We start from the raw sequence: 12,108 nt of genomic DNA on the forward strand, positions 1-12,108 counted from the left end.
GACGGAGGGGAGGCACGACGAAGGGCCCCGCGGCGAACCGCGGGGCCCTTCGTGCGAGCGCATCAGCGCCAGCGGATCAGCGCATCAGCATCAGCGCGCGGCGCGGCGGCGGCGCAGGAACGCGCCGGCCGCGACCGCGCCGGCCGCGAGCACGAGCAGCGCCCACGGCGCCCCACCCGTGGCCGCGAGCGACCCACCCGACGCCGACCCCGCACCAGCCCCAGCACCAGCCCCAGCCCCAGCACCAGCCCCCGGGTCGGCGCCGTAGGCGAGCCCGAACCGGTACGGGAAGAGCGGATCCGCGCTGTCGTTCGGCACGTCGGCCAGCTGCGCGGCGACCGCCTCCATGGAGGACGGCAGCTCGAACGGCAGGGTCCCGGCGGGCGAGGCCGCACCGGTGATCACCGACAGGAGCGCCTCGTCGGACACCCCGTAGGAGGCGAGGACCGCATCCGACTGCTCGAGCACCGCCCCGAGGACCAGCGGGCGCGAGAGCTGCGGCACCGCGATCGTCGGCACGCCCGCGGCGTGGGCGGCCGCGAGCGCCGAGAAGTCCTCCTCGGCTCCGGTGAAGTCGAGGTCGGTGAGGTCGTCGCCGCCGCGCGGGTCGGTGAGGCGCACGATGGCGAGGTCGGCGGAGGCGGGGTCGTCGACGGCGGTGAACCCTGCCGCCTCGAGAGCCGAGGCCTGGATCCCGTACGCGTAGACCCGCTGGGCCGCCGGGGCGACGGGCAGGAGCGAGGAGTCGTTCGACAGCAGGGTGAGCGACCGCTGCTGCGCCTCGAGCCCGACGGCGCGGTGCTCGTCCGATCCGACGACCTGGTCCGCCACGGCGGGATCGACGTAGGGGTTCTCGAAGAGCCCGAGCTGGAACTTCTGCGTCAGCACGGAGGCGGCGGCCTGCGTGACCCGGTCGAGCGAGAGGTAGCCGAGGTCGACCGCGTCGACGATGTTCTGCGGCTGGTCGCTGCCGCCGATGATGTCGACTCCGGCGTTGACGGCGCTGGCGTAGCGCTCGGGGAGGGTGAGGTCCTCGACGCCCCACGGCATCCCGGCGCCCCACGGCCCGACGAAGGAGGCCGGCGGGCGGCGGTCGAGGCACTCCTGCGGGCAGTCGTTGGCGATGCCCCAGTCGGAGGTGATGACGCCGTCGAAGCCGTACTGGCCCTTCAGGAGGTCCTGGAGGAGGTACTCGTTGTGCCCGGCGCCCACCTGCTCGATGGTCTGGCCGTCCACCTGGAGGTCCTTGAGGATGGAGTAGGTCGGCATGATCCCGGCGGCGTTCGAGGAGAACGCGCCGAGGTAGGGCGTGATGTGCTCCTGGAAGTTGCCCCCCGGGAACACCGCGTACCGGCCGTAGTAGTAGTGGCTGTCGTAGCCGTTCTGCTGGGCGCCGTAGCCGACCCAGTGCTTGACGACCGTCGCGACGCTGTCGGTCGTGAGCCCGTCGGATCCGCCCTGCAGCCCCTGCACGTAGGCGGCCACCTGGGGCTCGACGTCGGCGCCGACGGATCCGAACGTGCCGTTGATGCGGGTCCAGCGCGGCTCCGTCGCGATGTCCGCCTGCGGGGACAGCGCCTCGCGGATCCCCACGGCGGCGTACTCCTCGCGGATGATGTCGCCCATCTCGAGGGTGAGGGCGGGGTCGTTCACGGCGCCCATGCCGATGGCGTCGGGGAACGGCGTGAAGTCGCCGTTCGACACGGTCTGCCCCTCGGTGACGGTGAAGCCCGAGCGCGGGTCCGTGCTGATGAGCAGCGGGATGCCGAAGGGCTGCGACTCGGCCAGCTCCTGCAGCTGGTTGTGCTGCTCGGCGAGGGTCACGGCGTCGACGCCGAGGCGCGAGATGTAGGTGGTGATGTGCCGATCCGCGAGGAGCGGGGTGAACGCGCCGAGGTCGTACGTGCCCTGACCGGTGAGGGAGGCGTGCATGAGCAGGCCCGCCTTCTGCTCGAGGTCGAGCCGCGACACGAGGTCGGCGGCGCGGTCGGAGGCGGACAGCCGCCAGTCCTCGTAGGGCGTGAGGTCGCCGCTGCCGTCGAGGTCTCGGAACTGCAGTCCGTCGACGGTGATGATGTCGGCGGTGCGGGTGCCCAGCACGGGCTGGGCTGCGTCGCCGGGGGCCGCGGATGCGGGCACGGCGGCGCCCACGGCCAGGGTGGCGGTGAGTGCCGCGGCGAGGCCGCCGGCAGCTCGGAGGGTGACTCTTCGTCGGACCACGGGTGACTCCTTCTCGGCCGGTCGTCGGCGATCGGCTGCTGTCACCCTAATGGGGGACGTCCTCCCTACGTCAAGCCCTATCCTTCACGTGTCGACCATAGGGGATGGTCGACGCGGGATCATCGACCGACGAGTCACGTCGGCGCCAGCCCGTCTTCGCGGGACAGACCGCCTCGCTCCGAGGGCCCTAGCATGGCCCGGTGTCCTTCGCCGCTCGCCTGACCCTGTCCATCGTCATCATCGTGATCTCGCTCGCGATGTCGGCCGTCGTCATCATCTCCGTCCTCGATGACGGCCCGGACTGGCTGCACTTCCTCACCTACATCGCGGGTGGGCTCCTGGCGTTCGGCATCGGCTCCCTCGCCTCCACCCTCCGCAGCCGACACGCCACCGCCGACGAGGCCTGAGCCCCGCCGGCGGCGACGAACGAGCGAGATCGCGGACGCTACCCGCGCCGCGCCTTCGTCGTGCGCTCCCCCTCCACGGTCTTCTTCTCGCCGCCCTCGACGAGGGACAGCGGATTGGTGACCGCCTCGAGCGACTTCCGTTCGGAGTTCACGCCGAACACGAACGCGATGATCCCGCCGAGCACCATGATGAGGCCGGCCCCGACGTACCCGATCGTGATCGGGCCCCGGTCGGCCCCGTCGCCGATGAGCACACCGAACAGCAGCGGCGCGACGGATCCGCAGATCTGCGCGATCGAGAAGAAGTACGAGATCACCTGCGACCGCATCTCGAGCGGGAACAGCTCGCTCACCGTCAGGTAGGCGGACGACGCACCGGCGCTGGCGAAGAAGAACGCCACGCACCAGAACACGGTCTGCGTCGTCGCGTTCAGCACCTCGGCCTGGAAGAGGAACCCGGACACGGTCAGGATGATGCCCGACAGCCCGTAGGTGAGCAGGATCATCTTCCGCCGGCCCCAGGTGTCGAAGAGGTGTCCGAGCACGAGGGGCCCGACCAGGTTGCCGATCGCGAACGGGAAGAAGAAGTACTGCACCGCGTCGTTCTCGACCCCGTAGAAGTTCTGCAGCGCCAGGGCGTACGTGAAGAAGATCGCGTTGTAGAGGAACGACTGGGTGATCATCATGGTCAGCCCGACCACGGTGCGGTTGGGATAGTCGCGGATGAGGACGGACGCGATCTTCTTGAACGGGACCCGGTCGAGCGGGACCACCTCGATGGCCTGGTCCTGCGGCACCGGGTCGAGCTTCTTGCCGGTGTCCTTCTCGACCTTGGCCTCGATCTCGTCGACGGTCTTCTCGGCCTGATCCTCCTTGCCGTGCGTCATCAGCCACCGCGGGCTCTCCGGGATGTGCCGCCGCATGTAGATCATCACGAGCCCGAGGATGGGTCCGATGAAGAACGCGAGACGCCATCCGATGTTCTCGGCGAAGTTGTCGGGGTTCAGGAAGAACAGGTTCGCCACGGAGCCGAGCGCCGCGCCTCCCCAGTAGGTGCCGTTGATCGCGATGTCGACGCGACCGCGGTAGTGGCTCGGGATGAGCTCGTCGATCGCGGAGTTGATGGCCGCGTACTCGCCGCCGATGCCGAGTCCGGCGATGAAGCGCATCGCGAAGAGGAACTCCATGTTCGGAGACAGACCCGCCGCCGCCGACCCGACCAGGTAGATCGCCAGCGTGATGATGAAGAGCTTCTTGCGGCCCCACTTGTCGGCGAGCCGCCCGAACACGAGTGCCCCGACGACCTGACCGACGAGATAGATCGTCCCGGCGAGCCCGACCTGCGCCGAGTCCATCCCGAGCTCCTTCTGGAACCCGTTCGACGCGATGATCTGGATCTCGAGGCCGTCGAGGATCCAGGAGACCCCGAGCCCGAACACGACCATCCAGTGGAACCGTGTCCACGGCAACCGGTCCATCCGGGCCGGGACGAGGCTCCTGACCCCTCTCGGACGCTCCGTCGACTGTGACATCTCAACCTCCCCAAACTCCCGCGAACGCCGCGGCTTCACCGACGCTACGCCCGGGTCGGGATCCCCGCACCGGTGCGGAATCCGCCCGGTTGGGCCAGGGTTCGCCCGACACTCGGACGGAGAATTGCTCCGGTGCGGGGAGGAGGTCTACTGTGGCGCTACCGACACGACGCAGTGCCGGTGGTCAGACCCGGAAGGATGACTCTCATGGCGACGTTCCGTACCCATCACGAGCCACTCGACGATGCCCGTCGGCACCGCCTCCACGTCTCGATCGCCTCGCTCGCCGTCTGCGCCAGCGTGGGCCTCGTCACCTACGGGATCGTGTTCTTCCACCTCGCCACGGTGACCGAGCTGCCGTAGTCGCCCGGGCTCCGCCGCCGCCGCCGCCGAGCGGCCGGGACGTCTCAGGGATCGACCGGGTCGATCGTCACCGGGTCGACGGAGTTGAGGTACGACCTCACGATCGACTCCCAGTCCGTGCCCTCGACGTTGCCCCGCTCGCCGTCCGGCGTCTCCATCTCGTAGACGTCCTCCCCCTCCTCGCCCGCCCGGGACGTGGTGACCAGGTATCCCAGCACGCGGTCTCCCCGGGAGACCGCCCACCGCGGGGCCTCCCCCGCGATGCGGTAGGTGTGGTCCTGGTGCGCCAGCGTGAAGTCGCCTGCCTCGAGTGCCATAGTGCCTCCTCGGTCTCGTGTCCCAGCATCCGCTGGGACCGCGGCTCGTGCATCCATCCTCTGCGGATGCTCAGCCTCGTCACGGAAGGACACCTGGAGTTCACTGGGAAGTCAACCCCCAGCACGGGGTACGTGACGGGGGTCTTAATGGACGCAGACGCACAGTCGCGTCGCGAGACCCCCGAGCCCGTCGGCCGGAGAGCTGCAAGGAGCACCACCATGACCGTCATCGACTCATCCGCCCCCGAACTCGCCGAGCGCACAGGTCAATCGCTCGTCTCGTGGCGCTGCGCCCAGGCCGGACTCTGGGTGGCCACGGGCGACGACGGCCGTCCGCTGGGAATCGTGAGCGAGCGGTGGCGCGACGGCTTCGTCACGACGTCGGTCACCGGCGCCAACCTCGGACGCTTCGACTCGGTCGACGCCGCCCGCCGCGCCCTCGAGCAGTCCGTGGAGCGTGCCGCCCGCCGTCGCTGAGCCTCGCGGCATGGTTCGCCGCAAGGCGGTTGCGCCGTCGCCGAATGGTCGTAGCGTCGCCGATATGGCTGTACAGAGCGGAAACGACGAGGGAACCGTCGAGAAGGACATGTCCTACAGTCCGTCGAGCGGACGCGAGACGGAACGCGCTCAGGCGGATCCCGCCGACTCGAAGGCGCTCGACGACGACGACATCGACCAGGATGCGGTGAAGAGCCTCCCCGGCGAGGGTGGACCGGACGACGTGGGCGACATCGAGGTCGACGTCGAGGAGATCCGCACCCGCATCGCGGAGCGCGGCCGCCCCTGACGTCGTCGCGGATGCGGACCCCGCGATCGACGGGGGGGGGTCCGCGGTCCTCGAGGCCCCGCGGCCCGCGGGGCCCTCGCGCGCGGGGTCGTCCTCAGCGCCGCACGACGAACGGGTCGCGTCGGGCGCGCATCCGTCTCACCGCGAACCCGGCCCCCAGCACGAGGACCGCGAGCGCACCGAGCGCCACGGCGCTCAGGCCGGTGTTCGCGAGCCCCGTTCCTCCTCCGCCGCTGCCGGGCCCCGCGGCGCCGACGGCAGCGCCCTCGGTGGGCGCCGGGCTCGGCTCCGAGGGCGACCCCGGCTGCCCCGGCTCGCCCGGCTGCCCCGGCTGGGCGGGCGCCACGTCGATCGCCGGGAGCGGTGGGGCGACGCGGGCGGCCGAGGCGTCCTCGTAGGCGTCGGCGAGTGAGATCAGCTCCGGCTCGGAGAACGCGCGACCGAGGAACTCGATGTTGGCGGGCAGCATGGTGCCCGTGTCCGACTCCGCGTAGCCCATCGGCACGCTGATGGCGGGGAAGCCCGTGTTCTCACTCCACCGGGAGAAGAGCCCCGCCTGCTCGGCGCCGATCAGGTCGGCGAGCTGCGCCGACGTCGGGTACACGATCGCGGACAGGTCGTTCTGCGCCATCTGGTCGAGCGTCCAGTCCTGCAGGTCCACGCGGGTCGCCAGCGCGTGCTGGTAGGAGATGTTCTCGTCGAGCGTGTCGGGATCCACCTGGACCTCCCGATCGAACGACTCCTTCGCGTACGACGTGTACGCCCCAGAGTCGTAGAGCTGCTGGAAGGTCGAGACCGGGACGCCGGGCCCCTGCGCGGCGAGGAACTCGTTCACGTCGTGGGCCGACTCGGGCGTGATGACGCTCGTCGACCCGAGGAGGTCGGACGGCGGGGCGCTGAGCGGCACCACGGTGGCCCCGAGCGCCTCGAGCTCGGCTGCAGCCTGCTCCAGGAGCGCGACGACGGGCCCGTCCGGGTCGTCGCCCCAGATCGCCAGACCACCGGTGACGAGCCCGATCGACACGCCCTGCAGGTCGCCCCCGACCGCGTAGGACGCGTATCCCTCAGCCGGCACCTCCCCCACCCCACGGGCGGTGACGGGGTCGCTCGGGTCGTATCCGGCGATGAGGTCCAGGCCGAACGCGGCGTCCTCCACCGTCGCCGCGAGGGGTCCCGCGGTGTCCTGCGTGAGCGCGCGGGGGAAGATGCCGGTCCGGCTCACGAGCCCGAGCGTCGGGCGGATGGTGACGACGCCGGTCAGCGCGGCCGGGATGCGGAGAGAGCCTCCGGTGTCGGTGCCGATCGCGAGCGGCGCGTAGCCGGCGGCGACGGCCGCCGCGCTGCCGCCCGAGGATCCGCCCACCGTGCGGGCGGTGTCGTACGGGTTCCTCATCGCGCCGGTGATGCTCGAGATGCCGTACACGGCGGCCGCGAAGTCGTCGAGGTTGGTCTTGGCGAGCACGATGGCGCCCGCCTCCTCCAGGTCGGACACGACGGCGGCGTCGGCGGGCGGCGTCCACTCGGCGAAGAGCGGCGACCCGTACGTGGTCACCGTCGAGGTCGTGTCGATGACGTCCTTCACCACGACGGGGATGCACGGCGCGGCGCCGACATCGGCGCCGGTGGCCAGAGCCGCATCGATCTCCGCGGCCCGGCTCAGCGCATCCGGGGCGAGACTGATCACGGCGTTCAGGGACGGCCCCTCGCGGTCGTACGCCGCGATGCGGTCGAGGTAGGCGCCGACGAGGTCGGTGCAGCTGAAGGATCCGTCCCGGAGCCCCGAGAGGATCGCCTGCACGCCCAGTGTCCCGACGGTGTCGGCATCGACGGGCGCCAACCCCCCATCGGGGACGTCGGCGACGGCGGCGCCGGGCGCGCCCACCGCGAGGGCGGCGACGAGGGAGGCGGTGAACAGAGCGGTGGAGCGAGCGCGTGAGAGTGCCATCTCTTCTCTTCCCTGGCCACCCTGTGGACTGCACGTCCCCTGAAGGAGGGTGATCTGTGTGAGTCCATCCCATCCGATGGATGTTTCGCGGCGATGTCGGTGCCGTGACGTCGGCGCGACGATCCGGGCCGGAGCGGCCCTCGCGCAAGGGCGTTGCCGACCCGAGCGGCCGGGGCCACGGTGGTGATCATGCACGTCCGGCGCTCCCTCGCGACGGCGGCGGTGATCATCGCCGTCGGAGCCCTCCTCGCGGCCTGCACGACCACGTCGGGCGGCGTGAAGGGCGACCTCGCCCGGTCCACCGACCAGGTCGCCTCCGCCGCGCAGAGCGCTCTGCTCTCCGCGCAGCAGCTGCAGGCGGAGAAGACGATGACCACGGTGACGGAGACGACGCTCGAGGACTCGCTCACCGAGGTGACCGACGCCCAGACCCAGGTGCTGGAGTCGGAGGCGCACCAGGGAGACGAGGCGGCCCTCCGCGACCGTGTGATCGAGACGACACAGGACGTGGCGGACGCGATCGACGCGGTGCGTGAGAGCCTCGCCACGGACGACGCGGGCCTGGACGCGGCCGTGCAGCAGCTGCAGGCCGCGGCGGACGCCGCATCCGCCCTCAGCACCGAGTCGAAGGGGCTGCAGCGGTGAAGCGCCTCCTCGGGGTGGCCCTCGGCGTGCTCACCGCGATCGGCGGGTTCGTCGACATCGGAGACCTCGTCACGAACGCGGTCGTCGGATCCCGCTTCGGCCTCTCCCTGGTCTGGGTCGTGGCCGTCGGCGTCATCGGGATCTGCCTGTTCGCGCAGATGTCGGGGCGAGTCGCCGCGGTGAGCGGCCGCGCGACGTTCGAGATCATCCGCGAGCGCCTCGGTCCCCGCGCGGGACTGGCGAACCTCGGGGCGTCGTTCCTCATCAACCTCCTCACGTTGACCGCCGAGGTGGGCGGCGTGGCCCTGGCCCTGCAGCTGGCGTCGAGCGTCTCGCCGATGCTGTGGATCCCGGTGGCCGCCTTCGCCGTGTGGCTCGTGATCTGGCGGGTGAAGTTCTCGATCATGGAGAACGTGACGGGGCTCCTCGGCCTCGCGCTCATCGTCTTCGCCGTGGCGGTCTTCCTCCTGCACCCCGACTGGAACCAGCTCGCCGGACAGGCGCTGGCCCCCGCGGTGCCCGCGAGCGAGGAGAGCACGACCTACTGGTACTACGCCATCGCGCTGTTCGGCGCGGCGATGACGCCGTACGAGGTGTTCTTCTTCTCCTCGGGCGCGGTCGAGGAGAAGTGGGGCAGGAAGGACATCGCCCAGTCGCGCATCAACGTCCTCGTCGGCTTCCCCCTCGGCGGGCTCCTGTCGGTCTCGATCGCCGCGTGCGCCGCGATCGTCCTCCTGCCGCGGGCGATCGAGGTGACGTCGCTGTCCCAGGTGGTCCTGCCCGTCGCCGAGGCGGGCGGCAAGGTCGCGCTGGCCTTCGTGCTCGTCGGCATCGTGGCGGCCACGTTCGGCGCCGCCCTCGAGACCACGCTGTCGAGCGGATACACGCTCGCCCAGTTCTTCGGCTGGTCGTGGGGCAAGTTCCGGCGCCCGGCGCAGGCGGCCCGGTTCCACGTCGCGATGATCGTGTGCCTCCTGGTGGGGATCGCGATCCTCGCCACCGGGGTCGACCCCGTCGCGGTGACGGAGTTCTCGGTGGTCTTCTCGGCCATCGCGCTGCCGTTGACCTACCTGCCCATCCTCATCGTCGCGAACGACCGGCAGTACATGGGGAAGGACGTGAACGGGCGGCTCACGAACGCGGTGGGGCTGGTCTACCTCGCCCTCATCGTCGTCGCGGCGGTGGCGGCGATCCCGCTGATGATCATCACGGGGATGGGGTCATGAGGCGCCGCAGGGTGGAGGGGGTCGACGACCCGCTGTCCCCTCCGGAACGGTACGACGGCCAGGTGCTGGAGGCGCAGCTGCATCTGCTCGACCGTCAGGTGCTCGACGTCGACGAGGTGCCGGTCAGCGTGGTCGACGACGTCGAGCTCACCGATGCCCCGTGGGGCGAGCCGATCCCCGAGGGGACGCCGCCGCCGGTCATCACGGCGCTCCTCAACGGCCCCGTGCTCGGGACCCGCATCTTCGGCGGCCGGCCGCCCGCCTCCCGCCTGCACCGCGTGGTGTGGCTGCACGTCTCCGACGTCGGCACGGTGATCCGCCTGGGCGTGCGCGGCTCCGGCCTCGACGTCACCTGGACGGAGCGCTGGCTGCGCGATCACGTCATCGCCCGGATCCCGGGAGGTCGCCATGATCCTGACTGACCTGCTGAAGAACGAGGTCCGCGACTCCGACGGGCGGATGCTCGGACACGTCATCGACGTCCGCTTCGTCGTCGACGGCGCGCCGGGCGAGCTCCTCGCCGACGCGCGGCTCGCGGGCCTCGTGGTGAGTCCGCACACGAGCTCGTCCTTCCTCGGCTACGAGCGGACCTCCGACCGCAGACCGTGGCTGATCGCCGACCTCCTCCGCCGCCGGCATCGCGGCAGCTTCTTCGTCGCGTGGGACGACATCGCCCGGCTCGACGACGACCGCGTGGAGCTGCGTCCCGGCTTCCTCCGCCGCTCGCCCTCGCTCGAGGGCTGAGCGCAGGTCAGCAGCGCGGCCGGCAGGCGCCGCGGGGTCGCGTTTGTCCCCCGGATGGCCGCTACCGCGGCGCGCGAGGCTCCCCTACGCTCGTGCCCGTGAGCGAGCAGACCGTGGCACCGCCAGTCCCCCGCCGCCGACGCGGCGACGTCGCCGGGCACGGACAGATCGTGCTCCGCCCCCGCGCTCAGATCCTCGCCCAGGCGAGGCTCGTCGGAGCCGCCCTCACCGTCCCCATCCTCGCGGCGATGCTCTGGTTCTCCATCCCCCGGGGCACCTGGCCCCGCGTGGTCGTGGCGCTCGCCTTCGTGCTGGCGATCTACCTCCTCGGCTGGTACCTCGTCCGCAGCGCCCAGATCTGCATCTCCCACGACGGCCTGATCGAGCGCGGCGTCTTCCGACGCGACAACCGCGTCCCGGCGAAGCGGATCGCGGCCGTGCTCATCGTCGACGTCTACCGCGGCAGCACCGCGGAGACCGATCGGCAGCTGTTCGTCGTCGACGCGGCGGGCGACCTCCTCCTGCGGATGCGCGGTCAGTTCTGGAGCGTCGAGGACATGGACACCGTCTCAGCGGCGTTCGGCGTCCCCGTGCGCCGCTCCGAGGATCCCGTGACCTGGCGGGGACTGCGCACGCAGTCGCCGGAGCTGCTCTACTGGTTCGAGCGCTTCCCGCTCGCGGGCGGACTCTCCGTCGCGGGGTTCCTGGCCCTGCTCGCGCTGGTGCTCATCCTGCTCATGTCGCCCGAGGTGTTCGTCCTCCGCTGATCACCGCCGGGCCCGGTCCACGCCGCGGGTCCTCCGCCGGACGCGAGGTCAGCGGACGAGCTCGGGTGATCGCGTCGCCCAGGCACGGACCAGGTCCGTCCGGACGTCGACACCGCTTCCCGGACCCGTCGGCACCGTCAGCCTGCCCTCGTCGAGCACGAACGGCTCGGTGAGGTCCTCGGCGAAGTAGCGGTCGGAGGCCGAGGTGTCTCCCGGGAGGGTGAACCCCGGAAGCGCCGCGAGCGCGACGTTCGCGGCGCGTCCGACGCCGGTCTCGAGCATCCCGCCGCACCACACCGGGACGTCGCGGTCGCGGCAGGCGTCGTGGATGCGGAGCGACTCGAGGTATCCGCCGACGCGGCCGGCCTTGATGTTGATGACGCTGGTGGCGTCGCGCTCGATCGCGTCGATCGCGACCTCGCACGACACGATCGACTCGTCGAGGCAGACCGGGGTGTCGATCGCCCGAGCCAGGCGCACGTGGGTGGCGATGTCCTCCTCGACGAACGGCTGCTCGATGAGGAGCAGCCCGAAGCGGTCGAGCTCGCGGAGGTGATCGATGTCGTCGGCCGTGTAGGCGGTGTTCGCGTCGACCTGCAGGGGGAGCTCGCCGATGAGGTCGCGGACGGCGGCCACCGGCTCGAGGTCCCACCCCGGCTTGACCTTGAGCTTGATGCGCCGATAGCCGGCGTCGACGTAGCCCGCCACCTCCTCGAGCAGCTCGGGGATGCTCGAGGCGATGCCCACCGAGACGCCGCAGTCGACCTCGGAGGCGGTGGCGCCGAAGCGCTGCGCGAACGACATGCCCGCCGCGCGCGTCGTCGCGTCGAGCACGGCCGTCTCGAGGGCGGCCTTGGCCATGCGGTGACCGATGACGAAGCGTGTGAGCGGGGCGACGTCCTCGGCGCGCACCGCGCCGGCGCGCAGCACCGCGGGCGCGAGGTAGTCGCGCAGCACGGCGTGGGCGCCCTCGACGTACTCGCTCGAGTACACCGGGTGCTCCATCGCGACGCACTCGGCCCAGCCCTCCCCCGCGTCCGCCATGACCCGGACGAGCAGCACGTCCCGCGCGGTCTGCGTGCCGAAGCTGGTCTGGAACGGACGCACCAGCGGCATCGCGATCCGATGCAGCTCGACCGCGTCGACGCTCAGCGG

At 71.2% G+C, this 12,108-nt stretch carries 14 protein-coding genes; 9 read left to right on the forward strand and 5 right to left on the reverse strand.

Annotation, left to right across the window (positions count from 1 at the left end; all coding sequences use genetic code 11):
• Positions 1–90 precede the first annotated feature (90 nt).
• Positions 91–2,220, reverse strand: coding sequence for a glycoside hydrolase family 3 protein (locus tag IEX69_RS06790; RefSeq protein ID WP_085020300.1), 2,130 nt, complete (start codon positions 2,218–2,220; stop codon positions 91–93).
• A gap of 200 nt (positions 2,221–2,420) precedes the next feature.
• On the opposite strand from IEX69_RS06790, the gene IEX69_RS06795 reads away from it, so the two are divergent.
• Complete coding sequence (locus IEX69_RS06795) at positions 2,421–2,627, forward strand: hypothetical protein (RefSeq protein ID WP_085020301.1); 207 nt, start codon at positions 2,421–2,423, stop codon at positions 2,625–2,627.
• 38 nt (positions 2,628–2,665) lie between these two features.
• Here IEX69_RS06795 and IEX69_RS06800 read toward each other — a convergent pair whose 3' ends face one another.
• Complete coding sequence (locus tag IEX69_RS06800) at positions 2,666–4,159, reverse strand: MFS transporter (protein WP_085020302.1); 1,494 nt, start codon at positions 4,157–4,159, stop codon at positions 2,666–2,668.
• 207 nt (positions 4,160–4,366) lie between these two features.
• Between IEX69_RS06800 and IEX69_RS06805 the strand changes: the two genes are divergently transcribed.
• The gene (locus IEX69_RS06805; RefSeq protein ID WP_157127236.1) at positions 4,367–4,522 is read left to right on the forward strand and encodes a hypothetical protein; all 156 of its coding nucleotides are present in this window, start codon (positions 4,367–4,369) and stop codon (positions 4,520–4,522) included.
• Between the two features lie 44 nt (positions 4,523–4,566).
• Here the strand turns inward: IEX69_RS06805 and IEX69_RS06810 are convergent, their stop codons facing one another.
• Positions 4,567–4,839, reverse strand: coding sequence for a hypothetical protein (locus IEX69_RS06810; protein WP_085020303.1), 273 nt, complete (start codon positions 4,837–4,839; stop codon positions 4,567–4,569).
• Between the two features lie 219 nt (positions 4,840–5,058).
• On the opposite strand from IEX69_RS06810, the gene IEX69_RS06815 reads away from it, so the two are divergent.
• Both IEX69_RS06815 and IEX69_RS06820 read left to right on the forward strand, forming a co-directional pair.
• Positions 5,059–5,316, forward strand: coding sequence for a hypothetical protein (locus IEX69_RS06815; protein WP_085020304.1), 258 nt, complete (start codon positions 5,059–5,061; stop codon positions 5,314–5,316).
• Between the two features lie 64 nt (positions 5,317–5,380).
• On the forward strand, positions 5,381–5,626 hold the full coding sequence (locus IEX69_RS06820) for a hypothetical protein (RefSeq protein ID WP_157127237.1): 246 nt from the start codon (positions 5,381–5,383) through the stop codon (positions 5,624–5,626).
• Between the two features lie 94 nt (positions 5,627–5,720).
• Here the strand turns inward: IEX69_RS06820 and IEX69_RS06825 are convergent, their stop codons facing one another.
• A complete protein-coding gene (locus tag IEX69_RS06825; protein WP_085020306.1) occupies positions 5,721–7,571 on the reverse strand; it encodes an amidase in 1,851 nt (616 codons plus the stop codon).
• Positions 7,572–7,760: 189 nt separating this feature from the next.
• On the opposite strand from IEX69_RS06825, the gene IEX69_RS06830 reads away from it, so the two are divergent.
• From IEX69_RS06830 to IEX69_RS06850, 5 genes are all read left to right on the forward strand, one after another.
• A complete protein-coding gene (locus IEX69_RS06830; protein ID WP_157127238.1) occupies positions 7,761–8,216 on the forward strand; it encodes a hypothetical protein in 456 nt (151 codons plus the stop codon).
• Positions 8,213–9,442, forward strand: a complete 1,230-nt coding sequence (locus IEX69_RS06835) for an Nramp family divalent metal transporter (RefSeq protein ID WP_085020308.1) — start codon at positions 8,213–8,215, stop codon at positions 9,440–9,442. The genes IEX69_RS06830 and IEX69_RS06835 overlap by 4 nt, the downstream gene beginning before the upstream one ends.
• Positions 9,439–9,864, forward strand: coding sequence for a hypothetical protein (locus IEX69_RS06840; protein WP_085020309.1), 426 nt, complete (start codon positions 9,439–9,441; stop codon positions 9,862–9,864). Before IEX69_RS06835 ends, IEX69_RS06840 begins: the two co-directional genes overlap by 4 nt.
• Positions 9,851–10,186, forward strand: coding sequence for a PRC-barrel domain-containing protein (locus IEX69_RS06845; RefSeq protein WP_085020310.1), 336 nt, complete (start codon positions 9,851–9,853; stop codon positions 10,184–10,186). Before IEX69_RS06840 ends, IEX69_RS06845 begins: the two co-directional genes overlap by 14 nt.
• 98 nt (positions 10,187–10,284) lie before the next feature.
• On the forward strand, positions 10,285–10,953 hold the full coding sequence (locus IEX69_RS06850; protein ID WP_157127239.1) for a hypothetical protein: 669 nt from the start codon (positions 10,285–10,287) through the stop codon (positions 10,951–10,953).
• A 48-nt stretch (positions 10,954–11,001) separates the two neighbouring features.
• On the opposite strand, the gene menC is transcribed toward IEX69_RS06850, so the two are convergent.
• The gene (gene menC / locus IEX69_RS06855; protein ID WP_217348710.1) at positions 11,002–12,069 is read right to left on the reverse strand and encodes an o-succinylbenzoate synthase; all 1,068 of its coding nucleotides are present in this window, start codon (positions 12,067–12,069) and stop codon (positions 11,002–11,004) included.
• Positions 12,070–12,108 lie beyond the last annotated feature (39 nt).

The sequence above is a fragment of the Cnuibacter physcomitrellae genome (assembly GCF_014640535.1).
In the GTDB taxonomy this organism is placed as follows: Bacteria; Actinomycetota; Actinomycetes; order Actinomycetales; family Microbacteriaceae; genus Cnuibacter; species Cnuibacter physcomitrellae.